Source organism: Brachybacterium halotolerans (assembly GCF_016623465.1).
Lineage (GTDB): Bacteria > Actinomycetota > Actinomycetes > Actinomycetales > Dermabacteraceae > Brachybacterium > Brachybacterium halotolerans.
In genome coordinates this window covers 48,692-65,285 of sequence record NZ_JAEDAJ010000013.1, presented here as the reverse complement: position 1 = coordinate 65,285, position 16,594 = coordinate 48,692, and the positions used below count along the sequence as shown (strand labels likewise).

Sequence of the window (16,594 nt, the reverse complement as noted above, 5' to 3'; positions counted from 1 at the left end):
GCGAATGGATAACACCCTGTTCAGATGCACGACGGCGCCGGTCGACGTCCGTATGCTGGGCACACCTTGTGCAGCACGTCACGTCGACCATCGGAGGTCGGAACGCGCGCCGAGGGGATGAGACGAGCCGCCCCGAAAGGATCGGGGCGTGCGCATGAAGGAGAGACATATGCGATTCACGCGGCGTTCCATGCTCGGCGCGACAGCGCTGTCCGTGACGGGTGTGGCCCTCGTGGGCTGCAGCCAGGACAACGGTCAGGGTGGTGGGTCCGGCGGCAGCGACGGCGGCGGTGAGGCGATCGCGGCCGATGCCAACGACATCAATCCCAAGGACCGCTCCGAGCTGGGCGAGGGCGGCTCTTTGCGCCTCGCCAACAATGCGTTCCCCGCGAACTGGAACACCTTCCACACGGATGGCAACGAGGCCAACACGACCGAGATCTCGGAGGCCCTCTCGCCTTCGCTCATTCAGTACAGCGCATCGGGTGAGGTCACTGCGAACCCTGCATATGCCAAGCGGGTGGAGCTCACCAGCGAGGACCCGCAGGTGATGGAGATCGAGCTCAACCCCGATCTCAAGTGGTCCGACGGCACGCCGGTCGACTTCACGTCCATCGAGAACGTCTTCAGCGTCATGAGCGGTGAGAAGAAGGACTACGCCATTGCGTCGTCCGAGGGGTACTCGAAGGTGGACAAGGTCGAGCAGGGCGACTCGGAGCTGATCGCCAAGATCACTTTCAAGGAGAAGTACGCGGACTGGATCAGTCTGGCTAGCGTCATGCCGGACTCCCTTGCCGAGTCCGCGAAGTCCTTCAACGAAGGGTGGATCAAGGAGCCCAAGGTCACGTGCGGGCCGTACAAGGTCTCCAAGATCGACAGCGCCAACAAGACCGTTCTCTTGGAGCCGGACGACAACTGGACAGGGGACAAGGCCCTGCTCGACCAGGTCCTCTTCACGACGATCGAGGACCCGGCCGCGACCGCCACCTCGTTCCAGAACGGCCAGCTCGACTCGATCAACACCACGGTGCCCGCCATGTACTCGGTCGTGAAGCCGATGATCGGCAACGGGGCGACGCTGCGGAAGGCCGCCGGCCCCAACTGGAGCCACATCACCCTCAACGGAGCGAAGGGTCGGCCGCTCGAGGACCAGAAGGTTCGCCAGGCGGTGTTCAAGGCGATCGATCGCGAGGAGGTCTTCCTCTCGGTGAACGCGACGATGCCCTACCCGAAGGACACGAAGTCCCTCGGCAACCACATCCTGATGACGAACCAGGATGGCTACAAAGACAACTCGGGCGATCTCGGCACGCAGGACGTCGATGGTGCGAAGAAGCTGCTCGAGGATGCCGGCTACACCATGGACGGCGAGAAGGCCATGAAGGACGGCAAGCAGCTCGAGATCACGTACGTCTACAACGACGGCTCGAAGACGAACGAGGCCGTGGTCCCCGTCGTCCAGGAGGCCCTCAAGGCCGTGGGCATCAACATGAAGGTGCAGAAGGTCCCGCCGACGGATCTCTTCTCGAAGTACGTGATCCCCGGCGACTTCGATCTCACCCTCTTCGGCTGGGTCGGCAACCCCTTCCTCTCCAGCGGCGACTCGATCTGGAAGTCGAAGGGCGAGCAGAACTTCGGCAAGGTCGGCGACACGGACACCGACAAGCTGATCGACGAGGCTGCGGTCGAGACCGATGAGACCAAGCGACTGGACCTCATCAACGAGATCGACGCGAACCTCTGGCAGCTCGCCGGGACCATCCCGCTGTGGCAGTCCTACGACTTCTACGTCGAGAACGACGATCTCGCGAACTACGGCGCGTGGGGCTTCCAGAGCCCGAACTGGACGACCATCGGCTACGTGAAGGACTCCGACAAGCTCAAGGGCTGATCGCCCTCCTCGCGCAGGGCCGTCCCGCATCCGTGCGGGGCGGCCCTGCGTCGTGCGCGGCGCCGAGGCATGCGAAGGTGTCCACGACAGGGGAGAGGGGGAGGGCATGCATGCGCTGATCGCGGCGGCCGTGAGCCTCGTGGGCCTCGGGCTCGTCTTCGGCTTCAGCCCGTCGACCGCGGGGATCACGCTGCACCTCCTCACCACCTCATCCCGTGCCGCGCGCTCGATCACCTGGATGTGCGCGGGCCTTGCCCTCGGCGCGACGATCTATCTGCTGCTCTTCCGGGTGGTCGAGCCCGAGACGCTCACGGCGCTCGCGAAGACCGACGCCCAGCGCCTGCTCGTGCGGCGCGGCGTCGATCTGGTCGCCGGTGTGCTGCTGCTCCTCGCCGCTCTCGTCCTCGCGCGCAGCGCGAGGCGCCGTCGGCCGAGGACTCATCGACCCCCGCGCCGCGAGACCCCGGCCCGGCTGGTCGCGATCGGCACGGGCGAGGCCATGTCCAGCCTCAGCGGGATGGCGACCATGTACATCACCGGCCGCGTCCTCACCGCCGCGACCCCCGTGATCGCCCTGCAGGTCCTCGAGTACGCCATGTTCCTCGCCGCCCTGACCGGCCCCTACCTGCTCGCCGCCCGTGCCTGGCAGGCCTTCCCCCGTCTCGCCCGACGCATCACCCGCCTCAGCGACCGTCTCGCGCGCGCCGATCTGCGCCCGTGGATCGCCGTCGGCCTCGCCGTCGCAGGGCTCGTGTTCCTCGCGCTCAGCGTCTTCGGGCACCACGGCTGAGCCGGGATGGATCTGATCCGTCGGCCTCCCCTCGTAGGCTGGCGCCATGCGCATCCTGCAGCTGACGGACACCCACCTCTACGGGGACCCGGCCTCCCGCCACTACGACCGCATCGACACCGCCGCCGCCCTGCAGGCGCTCCTCGCGCGCGTGCGCGGGATGGAGGGGGTGGACGTCGTGGTCCACACGGGCGACGCCTCGGACGACGGCAGCGTCGCGAGCTACCGCCTGCTGCACGAGATCCTCGACCCCTTCGCCGCTGAACTCGGGGCCGAGCTCGTGGTCACCATGGGCAACCACGACGTGCCCGCCGCCTACACCGAGGTCGCCGGGCCCGGAGACCACGGAGGCCCGTGGCAGGACCGCGTCCACGCCCTCCCCGGTGGCGGGCTCGTGATCGTCCTGGACTCCAGCGTCCCCGGCGCCGGTTACGGGCACCTCGACCCCGAGCAGCTCGAGTGGCTGCGCGGCGTGCTCGGGTCGCCGGGCGACGCGCCGACGGTCCTCGCGATCCACCACCCGCCGCTCGTCGGCGCGACGCCGCTGCTGCGGGGCCTGGACCTCGACGGCCTCGACGCGCTCGCCGACGTCCTCGCGGGCAGCGACGTGCGCGCGATCCTGTCCGGCCACTACCACCACCCGATGACGGGCAGCATCGCCGGCATCCCGGTGCTCGTCTGCCCCGGTATCACCAACGTGGTCGACCCGCTCGCCCCGGGCGGCGTCGAACGGGCCGGGGCGCGCTCGGGCGCGCAGCTCGTGGAGATCGACGCCCCCGGTGCCCCGGGGGTCCGCGCCACGAGCGCCGAGTGGGCCAGCGGCGGGGACACCCTCGAGGATCCCGAACGGCCCGTGTACGAGTTCGGCCCCGACGTCGTCGCGCAGATCCTCGACGCCGCCGGGCGCTGAGCCCGCTCCGCGGCCCGCCTGCCGGGCACCGCCGTCGGCCCAGGGCGAACAGCCGTCCCGAGGGTTAGCACTCGTGTTGCGCGAGTGCCAGAGCGGGTTCTAGAGTGGCGTCGTTGGCAGTCATCGGCCGAGAGTGCCAGATGGCCGCCGCGACCGGGTTCCCCCGGGTCGGCACCGCGACGACGACCAGGACCGGGAACTCGTCCAGAACTCACGTCGAGTCTTAGAACACGAAGGAGTGAGCCGCATGTCGGTCTCCATCAAGCCCCTCGAGGATCGCGTCGTCGTCCAGCCCACCGAGGCTGAGCAGACCACCGCGTCCGGTCTCGTCATCCCGGACACCGCCCAGGAGAAGCCCCAGGAGGGCACCGTCGTCGCCGTCGGCGAGGGCCGTTTCGACGACAAGGGCCAGCGCATCCCGCTGGACGTCAAGGTCGGCGACAAGGTCGTCTACTCGAAGTACGGCGGCACGGAGCTGAAGTACTCCGGCGAGGAGTACCTGATCCTGGGCTCCCGCGACATCCTCGCGATCGTCGAGGCCTGATCCATGGCCAAGGAGATCATCTACGACGAGGAAGCGCGCCGCGCCCTCGAGCGCGGGGTCGACAAGCTCGCCGACACCGTCAAGGTGACGCTCGGCCCCAAGGGCCGCAACGTCGTCCTCGACAAGAAGTGGGGAGCGCCCACCATCACGAACGATGGTGTGACCATCGCCCGCGAGGTCGAGCTCGAGGATCCCTACGAGAACCTCGGCGCGCAGCTCGCGAAGGAGGTGTCCACCAAGACGAACGACGTCGCCGGTGACGGCACCACCACCGCGACCGTGCTCGCCCAGGCGCTCGTGCACGAGGGCCTGCGCAACGTCGCCTCCGGCGCCGCTCCCTCCGCGCTCAAGCGCGGCATGGAGTCCGCGGTCGAGGCCGTCTCCGCGCAGCTCGGCGAGGTCGCCATCGAGATCGAGGGCAAGGACCAGATCGCCGACGTCGCCGCCATCTCGAGCCAGGACCGCGAGATCGGCGAACTGCTCGCCGAGGCCTTCGACAAGGTCGGCAAGGACGGCGTCATCACCGTGGAGGAGTCCTCCACCACGGCGATGGAGCTGGACTTCACCGAGGGCATGCAGTTCGACAAGGGCTACATCTCCCCGCACTTCGTGACCGACGCGGACCGCCAGGAGGTCGTCCTCGAGGACGCCTACGTCCTGCTCAACCAGGGGAAGATCTCGGCCGTGGCCGACATCCTCCCGCTGCTCGAGAAGGTCGTCGAGTCCGGCAAGCCGCTGTTCATCATCTCGGAGGACGTCGACGGCGAGGCGCTGTCCACGCTCGTCGTGAACAAGCTGCGCGGCGCCTTCAAGGGCGCGGCCGTGAAGGCCCCGGCCTTCGGCGACCGCCGCAAGGCCATGCTCCAGGACATCGCGGTGCTCACCGGCGCCCAGGTCGTCACCCCCGATCTCGGCCTGGACCTCAAGTCCGTGGGCACCGAGGTGCTGGGCCACGCCGGCCGTGTCGTCGTCACCAAGGACACCACCACCATCGTGGGCGGTGCCGGTGACGACCAGGCGGTCGCGGACCGGGTCGCGCAGATCCGCTCCGAGATCGAGGCCACCGACTCCGACTGGGACCGCGAGAAGCTCCAGGAGCGCCTCGCGAAGCTCGCCGGCGGCGTGTCCGTCATCAAGGTGGGCGCCCACACGGAGGTCGAGCTCAAGGAGAAGAAGATGCGCATCGAGGACGCGGTCTCCGCGACTCGTGCGGCCATCGAGGAGGGCATCGTGGCGGGCGGCGGCAGCGCGCTCGTGCAGGCGTCCTCCGTCCTCTCCGAGGATCAGGGCCTGGTGGGCGACGAGGCCGTCGGCGCGCGCGCCGTCGCCAAGGCGCTCGTCGAGCCGCTGCGCTGGATCGCCGAGAACGCGGGCCTCGAGGGCTACGTCGTCGTCGAGAAGGTCAAGGAGTCCGAGGTCGGCCACGGCCTCGACGCCGCGACCGGCGAGTACGTCGACCTGGTGAAGGCCGGCATCATCGACCCGGTGAAGGTCACCCGCAGCGCCCTGCGCAACGCGGCCTCCATCGCCGCGCTGGTGCTGACCACCGAGACCCTCGTGGTCGAGAAGAAGGACGAGGACGAGGACGACTGAGTCCCCTCGCGCCCCTCGATCGCGGCGCCCCGTCGGAGTCCCTCCGGCGGGGCGCCGCGCTGTCCGGGGCAGGGCGATCACCGGACCGGGAGGAGCCCCGGGAGGAGCCGTCCCCGCGCGGTGCGCGACGCGATGCGGAGTGCTCCCAGGGACGGGGGCGCGGGACCCTAGAATCAGTACCCGTCGGCGAGTCGGCAGAGCATCCCAGCACGCCGCCGCCACCCACGCAGCATGCACGCCGCAGGCACGGAGCAGGGACGAAGGGAGCGCCGTGGACCCCATCAGCTCGGATGCCCCCGAGGCGATGCCCGAGCGCGTCTACGGGCCCGCCGCGAGCGGCGTCGTCGGCACCCTCATCACCGCAGCGCTCTGCGCGGGCGTGCTCGAGTTCCTGGTGCTCACGAGCTTCCTGGGCCAGCACCTGTGGCACGACGCGCGCCTCGGCCACGACGCCGTCTTCACCCTCCCGCTGCTGATCTGGGTCATTGTGCTGGTGGTGACCATCGGGTGGGCCCTGCGCACCCTCACCATCTGGCTGCAGGTCGACGAGCACGGCTTCCGCCTGCGCGGCCTGTGCCGCCGCACCCGCACCGCGGACTGGGACGAGGTGGGCAGCGTGGTCGCGATCCGCGACATCAGGCGCCCCGGGCGTGCCGCCGAGCTGCTCGACTCCGGATCCATGTTCGACGCCCTCGAGCTGCTGCGGCACGACGGCACGCGCCTCGCCGTCGTCTCCGGCCGCGTGTTCGGCCCCCGCGCCCAGCTCGAGACGTTGCGCCGCGCCCGCGGCGCCGGGGTGCCCATCGAGCAGATCGAGTCCATCGGCGTCGAGGAGCTGCGCCGCACCCACCGCGACTGGATCTCCCTCGCCGAGGCCCACCCCAACCTGCTGCTCGCGATGCTTGTGCTCTTCTACATCGCCCACAACGCGGTGACCTTCGCGATCTGGGGCCTGTGATGGGCCGCGCCGCCCGGCGCCGGACGCGCCGCGCAGCACCGCCCCTGCCCCAGCGGCACGGCCTGGACCCCGTGCGCTGGAAGGTCGGGCCGACGGACGCTGTGGACGCTGCGGATGCGCCGCGCGCCCTCGACGCCCTGGCGGCCCGCTTCCCCGCGCTGCTCGATCCGGAGGCCACGTCCCTCGCCTCGCGCTTCGAGGCGGGCGAGGTGGTGGGGGCCGACGGCCGTGCCTGGTCGGCGTCCGATCCCGTCGGGCCCGGCGACGAGCTCTGGTTCCACCGCGAGCTGCGGGACGAGGACGTCGACGGCCCGGACCCGCGGATCCTGCTGCACGACGCGCACCTGCTGGTCGTCGACAAGCCGCACGACATGGCGACCATGCCGCGCGGGGCCCATGTGCTCGCGAGCGCGCTGGTCCGTCTGCGCCGCGCGACGGGCATCGAGACCCTCGCGCCGCTGCACCGCCTGGACCGGCGCACCGCCGGCGTGCTCGCCTTCGGCACCGTCCCGGCCGAGCGCGCCGCTTACCAGGGGCTCTTCGCCCGCGGCGCGGTGCGCAAGGCGTACCTCGCGCGGGTCGAGGCGAGCGGGGTCGTGCAGATCCCGCAGCGCGCGGGGGAGCGGTTCACGATGCACGACCGGCTCGAGAAGACCCACGGGCAGCTGCAGACGCGCGTCGTCCCCGGAGAGCCGAACGCTTTCACCGAGGGAGAGGTGCTGCAGGCGGCCGACGCCGACGTGAGCGCCGCCGGGGCGGGCGGCGCGAGCATCGTGCTGCGACTGCACCCCTGCACCGGCCGCACCCATCAGCTGCGCGCCCAGCTCGCTCATCGGGGCGCACCGATCGCGGGCGACGACCTCTACCCGCGCACCGTCCCTGCGACAGCGCCCCTCGCGCTGCTCTCCCAGGAGCTCGCCTTCACCGATCCCGTCACGGGCCGGGACCGCGCGTTCCGCAGCATGCAGGAGCTTCCATGAGCGCGGCCCCCGACCCCGCCGCATCCGGCCCGGCCGCATCCGGCCCCGCCGCCGAGCCCCGGCCCCGCCGCACGCGCCGCGGCCGGCTCGTCGTCGGCCCGACCCTGGGTGCCCGGTACCTGCCCGGCGCGCTCGTCGGGCTGCCGCTGCTCGCCCTGCTGCTGGGCGCGTTCCCCGCCGCCGGCATCCAGGCGTGGAGGTTCGGGCGTCTGCGGGCGGGGGAGGACGACCTGCTGGTGCGCCTGCTCGCGCCGGGCATCGTGCAGTACCTCGTGGGTGCGCTCGCGGTGTGGGCGCTCGTCGCGGTGTGGGCGCTCGTGCCGCTGATCATCGTGCACCGCACCGTCCTCCTCGATGTCGAGAGCGGGACGCTGCGCCGGATCCGCGGGCTGCGCACGGCGGGGGTGCGGTTGAGCGCGGACGTGGTGCGCATCGAGGCCGATGCCGTGCGCGGCGGGATCGGCGTGATCGCCTTCGCCGACGGCGAGGAGTGGGTGGTGCCCGAGTCCGGCTGGGACGCGGCCTCGTTCGACGGCTTCCGCGCCCTTCAGGTGCACGCGGGGCTGCCCGTGCAGCCGCCCCGCGCGGTCCTCGTCGCCGCGCACCGCCGCGCCCACCGCATCGCGCGGGACCAGGAGTCCGCAGCCCGGATCGGCATGCCCTGGGAGCAGGCCTACGAGGACGACCCGTCAGCCTTCCTCGCCGAGTTCGACCGCCGCCGGCGGGTCCTCGGCGGCAAGGAGCCCGCGCGGCCCGGGGATCTCACGCGCTCCCGTCCCCGCGATCGCGGCTGAGCGCGCTCAGGGCCGCAGCGGGCCCAGCACCGCGCCCATGGCCTCGCGCACGACGGCGGCCTCCTCGGGGGACTCCATGGCCCCGTCGGCGCGGAGATACCGCGTGCCCAGCACGGCCATCAGCCCGCCGACGGCGAACTCGATCCGGCGGCGCTGGCCGGGATCGAGGTCGACGGGCTCGGCGCCGAACACGCTCCGGGTCACGCGCTCGCACAGCCAGTCGAAGACGACGGAGCGCGCGCGGGGGAGCGCCTCGCGTGCATCGAGCGCGGGCGACGCCTCGATCTCGCCCTGCCTCAGGCGCTCGAGGATGTGCTCGAGCGGGTCCTCATCGGGGGCCTCCTGCAGGAATCTCTGCTCACCCGACTCGAGGCGGTCGCGCACCACGGAGGCATAGACGTCGTCGATGTCCGCGAAGTGCTGGTAGAAGGTGGGCCGCGAGATGCCCGCGGCCTTGCACAGCTGAGAGATCGAGATCGTCTCGAGGCCCTGCTCGCGCGAGAGCTCCTCGAAGGCGTCCTTCACGGCGGTCCGCGAGCGCAGCACGCGCGCATCCTCGACGGCACGGCCCGCCTCACCGCTGCCCGTGCGTGCGGGCCCCTCGCTGCTGTCCATCTCCCCAGGCTATCAGCGCGTGAGGACATTCACTTACAGTTGTCAAGCAGAGCGACGACTGTAAAAAATCGCCCTCATGTCCATGCCATCACTCGCGGGCTCCGCTCGACGCGTCCCGCTGCCCATGATCCTCATGGCGATGCTCTTCCCGGTCTTCATGGCCTTCGCCTACCCCGGCTCGTACCTCTCGGCGATGCTCGAGCCCGCTCCCGACCACATGCAGCTCGCCGTCGTCGAGAGCACGAAGGACGCTCCGCAGATCGCCCAGCAGCTGCAGGCCGAGGGAGGGGACGCCGTCGACGTCACCACCGTGGCCGACACGGCCGCGGCGAAGAACGCCGTCACCGACCTCGAGGCCCGCGCCGCCTACGACCCCTCGAACGGCAGCCTCTACGTCGCCTCCGCCGGCGGCGCCCAGGCCACGAGCGCGGCGCAGAGCATCTTCGACGAGGTCGCCCAGAAGACCGACCAGACCCTGCACGTCAAGGACCTGCGTGGGACCACCGCCGCCGACTCCACCGGCACCGGCTTCATGTACATGCTCACCGCGTGCCTCGTCGCCGGCTATGTCACCGCCACCATGCTCACGAGCCTCGCCCGCGGCGTCCGTCTGCCCGTGAAGCTCGCCGTGCAGCTGCTCATGTCCGTGGTCGCCGGTGTGCTCACCGCAGGCGTCTGCTTCGGCTTCTACGGCGTCTACGACCACCACCTCGTCGGCGCCGCGCTGATCGGCGGCTCCCTGTTCCTCACCGCCTCCGTCGTCCAACTGGGCTTCGCGGGTCTGCTCGGTCAGGCGTCGACACTCGTCGGGATCACCCTCTTCGTGATCCTCGGGGTGCCCGCCTCGGGAGTCGCCGCCACGCCCGACATGCTCCCCGGGTTCTTCCGCGTGCTGCATCGCCTGCTGCCCTCGGGCGCGGGAGGCGAGCTGCTGCGCCGGGTGCTCTACTTCGACGCCCACGGCATCGGCACCTGGGTGCTTCTCCTGGTCACCTGGCTTCTCGTGGGAGCGGGCCTGGTCTGGCTGAGCACCCTGCGCTCGCCGTCGGCCGATCCGGCCACGAGCGTCGTCACCGAGGAGCGCGAGCACCTGCGCGCGCATCCGGAGGGCGGCATGTTCACCGCGTACGACGAGGCGGGGGAGCGGGCCGAGTCGAGCCCGACCTCGACCCCGTCGGACGATCCCGAGCGCGCGCCCCAGGCGCCGCGCCATCGCGCCCCCGAGGAGGGACTGGCATGAACGAGACAGGCACGAACGAGGCGCAGCCGGACGACCGCGCCCAGGAGCGCACGCCCCCGCGCGGCACACTGCTGGAGCGGCTCTCCTCCGCGCCGGCCGCCTCGGCCATCGGCGCGATGAGCGACCCGACGAAGAAGCCCGGCCCGCCGGTCGATCGGAAGCTCACGACGCGTCGCATGCTCACGGTCGGCATGCTCCTCCCGCTGTTCATGCTCTTCGTGATGCCGATGGTCATGACCGGCATGACCACGCACAGCTCGCCGCGGCACATGGACGTCGCGGTGATCGGCTCCGCCTCAGAGGCCGACGACCTCGTCGCCGACCTCCAGGACTCCTCCGGGAACTCCTTCGACGTCACGCGCGTGACCTCGATCGATGAGGCGAATACGCAGATCGCCGAGCACGACCTGCGCGGGGCCTACGACCCGGAGAAGGGCGTCGTCTACTACGCCGGGGCGAACGGGCGACAGGTCACCGGGGCCGTCACGAGCTTCTTCGAGAAGGTCGCCCAGCAGCAGGACCAGAAGCCGACGGAGCGCGACGTCGTCCCGCTCGAGGACCACGACCCGTCGGGCACGGCAGCCCTGTACCTCTCGCTCGGAACGATCCTGGGAGGCTTCATGACGGGAATCATCCTGAGCCTCATGCCGACGGGCTCGAAGGCCCGCCTGGCCCTGGGGGTCGTGATGCCCGCGGTGTTCGCCACCGGGATGATCGTCTACGGCTGGGCGGTCTTCGGGATCTTCAGCGGCGTCGCGATCATGCCCTGGGTGATGCTCTTCCTGCTGAGCCTCACGGCCTGCGCCGTGACCAGCGGGCTCATGCTCAGCTTGGGGCCCGCGGCGATGCCGATCGCGATCCTGCTGATCCCCCTGCTGGGCATGTCGAGCTCCGGGGTCGCAGCGCCTCTGGACATGATCGGCGGCTTCTACCGGGGCATGCACACGTGGGTGTTCTCCGCCCAGGGGATCTCGGGCGTGCGCGACGCGCTCTACTTCGACGACGCCTCCCTTACGGTGCCGGTGCTCGTGCTGCTCGCCTGGATGGTCGGCGGCGTTCTGCTCGCGGCACTGGGGACCCTCCGGCAGAAGCGTCGGCACCTCTTCGCCATGCTCACCGAGCAGGAGGAGACGAGCACCGCGCTCGCGGTCGGCGCCGCGGCGGCCTGAGCGGACAGCGCGGCCCAGCCGCACCGCATCGGCAGGGCGCCGGGCGTGGCCCGTCCCACGTCCCAGCGCTCTGCCGGTGCCCCCGGCGTGCCAAGTAGCATCGGTGCATGACGAGTGCGGACCCCTTCGGTTTTGTCGGCCTGACCTATGACGACGTCCTGCTGCTGCCGGGTGAGACGGATGTGATCCCCTCCGAGGTGGACACCTCGAGCCGGCTCACCCGCGAGATCACCCTGCGCGTGCCGCTCGCGAGCGCGGCCATGGACACCGTCACCGAGTCGCGGATGGCGATCGCGATGGCCCGCCACGGCGGCATCGGCATCCTCCACCGCAACCTCTCCATCGAGGACCAGGCCCATCAGGTCGACCTCGTCAAGCGCACCCAGACCGGCCGCATCTCCAACCCGGTCACCATCGGCCCCGACGCGACGCTCGAGCAGTTCGACGAGATCTGCGGCCAGTACCGCGTCTCCGGCCTCCCCGTGGTCGACGCCGACGAGCGCCTGCTGGGCATCTGCACCAACCGCGACCTGCGCTTCATCCCCGTCGCCGACTGGGCGAGCACCCGGGTGCGCGACGTGATGACCACCGAGCTGTTCACCGCTCCCAGCGACGTCTCCCAGGAGGAGGCGACCGCGCGGCTGCGCCGCAACAAGCGCGAGCGCCTCCCGCTCGTCGACGCCGACGGCCGCCTGACCGGCCTCATCACCGTCAAGGACTTCGTGAAGTCCGAGCAGTTCCCCGACGCCTCGAAGGACGCCCAGGGCCGCCTGCTGGTCGGTGCGGGCGTCGGCTTCTTCGGCGACTCCCTGGAGCGCGCGGGCGCGCTGACCGAGGCGGGGGTCGACGTGCTCGTCGTCGACACCGCGAACGGCCACGCGCGCCTCGCCCTCGAGATGATCCGTCGCATCAAGAGCGACAAGGCCTTCGCCGGCGTGCAGGTCATCGGCGGCAACGTCGCCACCCGCCCGGGCGCGCAGGCGCTCGTCGACGCGGGGGCCGACGCGGTCAAGGTCGGCGTCGGGCCCGGCTCCATCTGCACCACGCGCGTGGTCGCGGGCGTCGGCGTCCCGCAGGTGACCGCCATCCACGAGGCCTCCAAGGCCACGAAGCCCGCGGGCGTCCCGCTGATCGGCGACGGCGGCCTCCAGTACTCGGGCGACATCGCCAAGGCGCTCGTCGCGGGCGCGGACACCGTCATGCTGGGCTCGCTGCTCGCGGGCACCGAGGAGTCCCCGGGCGAGATCGTGCTGGTGGGCGGGAAGCAGTTCAAGTCCTACCGCGGTATGGGGTCGCTCGGCGCGATGGCCTCGCGCGGCAAGAAGTCCTTCTCGAAGGACCGCTACTTCCAGGCCGACGTCGAGAGCGACGACAAGATCGTCCCCGAGGGCATCGAGGGGCGCGTCTCCTACCGCGGCAAGCTCGGCACCGTGCTGCACCACCTCGCGGGCGGCCTGCACCAGTCCATGTTCTACGTGGGCGCGAACACCGTGGGCGAGCTCAAGGAGAGCGGCCAGTTCGTGCGCATCACCCCGGCGGGACTCAAGGAGTCCCACCCCCACGACATGGCCGCGATCATGGAGGCGCCGAACTACTCGGCGCACTGAGCGCTCGCCGCGAGCGCTACTCCGCCCGGGCGGCGGGGTCGGTGTCGCCGCTGTGCTCGTAACCGATCAGCCAGAGCACGCCGAAACGATCCCGGACCTGCCCGTCGGACGCTCCCCAGGGGCGACGCTGCAGATCCTCGACGACCTCCCCGTCGGCCGCGAGATGGGCGAACCACGTGCGCAGGGTCGTGGGGTCCGCGGCGCCCAGCAGGGCGAGCATGAGGCCCTCGAGCCGCAGCGGGGCGTCGCCCACGGAGTCCGAGGCGTACAGCGTGACCGGGCCGCGCAGCTGCGCGTGGGCGACGGCGTCGCCCGGCAGGTCCTCGCGGCCCATCTCGGCGGCCGTGTGCGCGCTGAGCTCGCCGCCGAAGACCCCCTGGTAGAACTCCAGGGCCTCGCGGGCGGTGCCGGGGAAGTGCAGGTACGGCGCAGGAGCGTTCATGCGCACCGACCCTACGCCCCGAGGCCGTCCTCCCACACCGGTCCTCCCCACGCCGGTCCTCCCCACACGCGCGTCCTCCCCACACCCCCGTCGTCCACAGTGCCCACGGCGCGGTCTCGGACGTCGGGGACCGCGCATAGGGTTGACGCCATGAGCACCTCCTGGACGCAGGCCCCGCTGCTGGGCTTCGACACCGAGACCACCGGGACCGACGTCGCGCAGGACCGCATCGTCACCGCGGCCCTCGTCCATTCCGCCGGTCCGGGGCGCGAGAACGAGACGATCGCGACCTGGCTGATCGACCCGGGCGTCGAGATCCCCGAGCCCGCCCGGAAGGTGCACGGCATCTCCACCGAGCACGCCCGCGAGCACGGCATGCAGCCCGCGCCCGCGCTCGACGAGGTCGCGAGCATGCTGGCCGAGGCGCTCGCGAAGGACGTCCCGCTCGTCGCCTTCAACGGCAGCTTCGACCTCCAGATCCTCGAGAACGAGCTGCGCCGTCTGGGGCTGCCCACCCTGGCTGAGCGCCTCGGGCACGACGTCGCCCCGATGCTCGACCCGCTGGTCATCGACCGCGGCGTGGACCGCTTCCGCAAGGGCAAGCGCACCCTGAGCGCCCTCATGGAGCACTACGGCGTGGTCACCGACGGGAGGCTGCACACCGCCGACGTCGACGTCTCCGGCACGCTCGACGTGCTGCGCGCCCAGGTCTCCGCCTTCCCGCAGCTGGAGGGGACGAGTCTCGCCGAGCTGCACCAGCAGCAGATCGCCTGGCACCTGGACTGGGCGAAGAACTTCAACGAGTTCCTGCAGAAGAAGGGCAAGACGCCCGACGTGCCGCTGAGCTGGCCGCTGTGAGGAGCCCCGGTAGACTGTCATGGTGATGAGCGAGATCGAGATCGGCCGGAACAAGCGGGGACGCCGCGGATACAGCTTCGACGACGTCGCGGTGGTGCCCTCCCGGCGCACCCGGGACCCCGAGGACGTCTCCACCGCCTGGCAGGTGGACGCCTACCACTTCGACATCCCGATCTTCTCGGCCCCCATGGACTCGGTCGTCTCCCCAGAGGTCGCGATCGCCCTGGGACGCGCCGGGGGTCTGGGCGTGCTCGACCTCGAGGGCCTGTGGACCCGCTACGAGGACCCGACGCCCCAGCTGGACCGCATCACCTCGGCGACCGAGGACGAGGTCGTCGGCGTGCTCCGCGAGGCGTACGAGGAGCCGATCAAGCCCGAGCTGATCACCGAGCGCATCCGCCAGCTGCGCGAGGCCGGGGTGACCGCCGCGGGCTCCCTCTCGCCGCAGCGCACGCAGGAGCACTGGCGCACCGTCGTCGACGCGGGCGTGGACCTGTTCTTCATCCGCGGCACGACCGTCTCGGCGGAGCACGTCTCCTCGGGGCGGGAGCCGCTGAACCTCAAGCGGTTCATCTACGAGCTCGACGTCCCCGTGATCGTGGGCGGCTGCGCGACCTACACCGCGGCCCTGCACCTCATGCGCACGGGCGCCGCGGGCGTGCTGGTCGGCTTCGGCGGCGGCGCCTCCCACACCACCCGCGAGACCCTGGGCATCCAGGTCCCGCTCGCGACCGCCGTGGCCGACGTGGCCGCCGCGCGACGCGACTACATGGACGAGTCCGGCGGCCGCTACGTGCACGTCATCGCCGACGGCGGTCTGGGCCGCAGCGGCGACCTCGTCAAGGCGATCGCCTGCGGGGCCGACGGCCTGATGGTCGGCGCGGCCCTCGCGCGCGCCGAGGAGGCCCCCGGCCGCGGCTACCACTGGGGGAGCGAGGCCCATCACCCGACGCTGCCGCGCGGTCACCGCGTGGAGGTCAGCACCGTCGCCCCGCTGGACCAGATCCTCTTCGGCCCGGGCCTGAGCGCCGAGGGCACCACGAATCTCGTGGGCGCTCTGCGCCACGCGATGGCGACCACCGGCTACACGGAGCTCAAGGAGTTCCAGCGCATCGAGGTCGTCACGACCCGCTGACACCGGCGGGGTCCCGCAGGCGTCCGCAGCATCAGCGCCGTCGGGAGCCGAGCTTCAGGCCCAGGACGATCGCGAGGGCGACGAGCACGAGGGCGACGATGAGCTGCGTCCACGGGGCCGCGAACGTGTCTGCGTGCAGCTGCGCACTGGTGCCGGGGGTCTCGTCGACGCCGAAGGCCGTCGTGTCCACGGTGACGCGGTTCCACACGAGTGCCCGCGCGTCCACCGTCGCGGTGCGATCCACGCTCGCACCCGGCAGGATCTCGTCGAGCGTCGCGTCTGTGCGCAGGGCTCCGATGCCCAGGGGCCCCGCGGCCGTCACGGACTCCTGCACGTAGATGCGCGCGTTTCCCGTGTTCGTGAGCGTGTAGTGCACCGTCGCCGTGGACGGCGAGAGCGGGTGCCAGGTCGAGGGCATGTCGACGTGGAGGTCGGAGACCGTGTGCGAAACCGTCACGTCCCCCGCGACGCGCACGTCCAGCCGCGTCGCGACGCGGTTCTGCACACTCACGGCTGAGCCCTCGGTGCCGAGGATGGCGGCGATCCCTCCGGAGTAGTCGCCGGGTGCGGCGTCCTTCGGGACCTTCAGGGTGAAGGGCACCGTGGCGCTTCCTCCCGCAGGGATGTCCACGTGGTCCTTCTCCAGATGGACCCAGGAGCCGATGCCGGTGTCCGCGGTCTCGGGGGGAGCGAGGTCGAGCAGGCCGCTCGAGGTCGTCACCCCGTCCTTGGCGGCGACGTCGAGCTGCAGGGAGCTGTCGTCGAAGTTCGTGATCACGACCGAGTCCTCGACGGTCGCGCCGGGCTCCAGGGCCCAGGCGAGCTGTTCACCGCGGCCGCTGCCCTTCGGGACGGGCCCGGCGTCGATCGAGAGGGTGACGTCGTCGGCGTGCGCGGCGAGCGGTGCGATCAGCACGAGCGCGGCGACGGCGAACAGGTGCAGGAACGTGTGCAGCGCGCGGGCGGCGAGGCTGCGGCGGACGGGCGCGGGGCGGGACATGGGGCGGCCTCGATCGGAAGCGGAGCGAGCAGGGGAGTCGAGAGGGCGGCGGGCGTCTGAGGCGCAGA

The 16,594-nt window shown here is 71.3% G+C and carries 16 protein-coding genes; 13 read left to right on the top strand and 3 right to left on the bottom strand.

Annotated features, from left to right (window positions below):
• Positions 1–169 precede the first annotated feature (169 nt).
• From I8D64_RS15405 to I8D64_RS15370, 8 genes are all read left to right on the top strand, one after another.
• Positions 170–1,891 carry an ABC transporter family substrate-binding protein gene (locus I8D64_RS15405; RefSeq protein WP_200503677.1) on the top strand — a complete coding sequence of 574 codons (1,722 nt, stop codon included), beginning with the start codon at positions 170–172 and terminating at the stop codon, positions 1,889–1,891.
• A gap of 106 nt (positions 1,892–1,997) precedes the next feature.
• Positions 1,998–2,681, top strand: a complete 684-nt coding sequence (locus tag I8D64_RS15400) for a hypothetical protein (protein ID WP_200503676.1) — start codon at positions 1,998–2,000, stop codon at positions 2,679–2,681.
• Between the two features lie 46 nt (positions 2,682–2,727).
• A complete protein-coding gene (locus I8D64_RS15395; protein ID WP_200503675.1) occupies positions 2,728–3,591 on the top strand; it encodes a metallophosphoesterase family protein in 864 nt (287 codons plus the stop codon).
• A gap of 247 nt (positions 3,592–3,838) precedes the next feature.
• On the top strand, positions 3,839–4,135 hold the full coding sequence (gene groES / locus I8D64_RS15390; protein WP_152351674.1) for a co-chaperone GroES: 297 nt from the start codon (positions 3,839–3,841) through the stop codon (positions 4,133–4,135).
• Between the two features lie 3 nt (positions 4,136–4,138).
• A complete protein-coding gene (gene groL, locus I8D64_RS15385; protein WP_200503674.1) occupies positions 4,139–5,728 on the top strand; it encodes a chaperonin GroEL in 1,590 nt (529 codons plus the stop codon).
• Positions 5,729–5,999: 271 nt separating this feature from the next.
• Positions 6,000–6,686 (top strand): hypothetical protein, encoded by a 687-nt coding sequence (locus I8D64_RS15380; protein ID WP_343068607.1) that lies wholly within the window; start codon positions 6,000–6,002, stop codon positions 6,684–6,686.
• Positions 6,686–7,666, top strand: a complete 981-nt coding sequence (locus I8D64_RS15375; RefSeq protein WP_200503673.1) for a pseudouridine synthase — start codon at positions 6,686–6,688, stop codon at positions 7,664–7,666. The genes I8D64_RS15380 and I8D64_RS15375 overlap by 1 nt, the downstream gene beginning before the upstream one ends.
• A complete protein-coding gene (locus tag I8D64_RS15370; RefSeq protein WP_200503672.1) occupies positions 7,663–8,460 on the top strand; it encodes a hypothetical protein in 798 nt (265 codons plus the stop codon). Before I8D64_RS15375 ends, I8D64_RS15370 begins: the two co-directional genes overlap by 4 nt.
• 6 nt (positions 8,461–8,466) lie before the next feature.
• Here the strand turns inward: I8D64_RS15370 and I8D64_RS15365 are convergent, their stop codons facing one another.
• On the bottom strand, positions 8,467–9,075 hold the full coding sequence (locus I8D64_RS15365; protein WP_200503671.1) for a TetR/AcrR family transcriptional regulator: 609 nt from the start codon (positions 9,073–9,075) through the stop codon (positions 8,467–8,469).
• Positions 9,076–9,151: 76 nt separating this feature from the next.
• On the opposite strand from I8D64_RS15365, the gene I8D64_RS15360 reads away from it, so the two are divergent.
• From I8D64_RS15360 to guaB, 3 genes are all read left to right on the top strand, one after another.
• Entirely contained in the window at positions 9,152–10,315 is a 1,164-nt protein-coding gene (locus I8D64_RS15360; RefSeq protein ID WP_200503670.1) for an ABC transporter permease, read from the top strand.
• On the top strand, positions 10,312–11,484 hold the full coding sequence (locus I8D64_RS15355) for an ABC-2 transporter permease (protein WP_200503669.1): 1,173 nt from the start codon (positions 10,312–10,314) through the stop codon (positions 11,482–11,484). The genes I8D64_RS15360 and I8D64_RS15355 overlap by 4 nt, the downstream gene beginning before the upstream one ends.
• 107 nt (positions 11,485–11,591) lie before the next feature.
• Positions 11,592–13,091 carry an IMP dehydrogenase gene (gene guaB, locus I8D64_RS15350; RefSeq protein ID WP_200503668.1) on the top strand — a complete coding sequence of 500 codons (1,500 nt, stop codon included), beginning with the start codon at positions 11,592–11,594 and terminating at the stop codon, positions 13,089–13,091.
• 16 nt (positions 13,092–13,107) lie between these two features.
• Here guaB and I8D64_RS15345 read toward each other — a convergent pair whose 3' ends face one another.
• A complete protein-coding gene (locus I8D64_RS15345) occupies positions 13,108–13,533 on the bottom strand; it encodes a VOC family protein (protein ID WP_200503667.1) in 426 nt (141 codons plus the stop codon).
• A 150-nt stretch (positions 13,534–13,683) separates the two neighbouring features.
• Here I8D64_RS15345 and I8D64_RS15340 point away from each other — a divergent pair, with 150 nt between their 5' ends.
• A complete protein-coding gene (locus I8D64_RS15340; RefSeq protein ID WP_200503666.1) occupies positions 13,684–14,391 on the top strand; it encodes an exonuclease domain-containing protein in 708 nt (235 codons plus the stop codon).
• A gap of 25 nt (positions 14,392–14,416) precedes the next feature.
• Positions 14,417–15,526: a GuaB3 family IMP dehydrogenase-related protein gene (locus I8D64_RS15335; protein ID WP_200503665.1), complete on the top strand. Its 1,110-nt coding sequence runs from the start codon at positions 14,417–14,419 to the stop codon at positions 15,524–15,526.
• A 31-nt stretch (positions 15,527–15,557) separates the two neighbouring features.
• Here I8D64_RS15335 and I8D64_RS15330 read toward each other — a convergent pair whose 3' ends face one another.
• Positions 15,558–16,526 carry a WxL protein peptidoglycan domain-containing protein gene (locus tag I8D64_RS15330; RefSeq protein ID WP_200503664.1) on the bottom strand — a complete coding sequence of 323 codons (969 nt, stop codon included), beginning with the start codon at positions 16,524–16,526 and terminating at the stop codon, positions 15,558–15,560.
• Positions 16,527–16,594 lie beyond the last annotated feature (68 nt).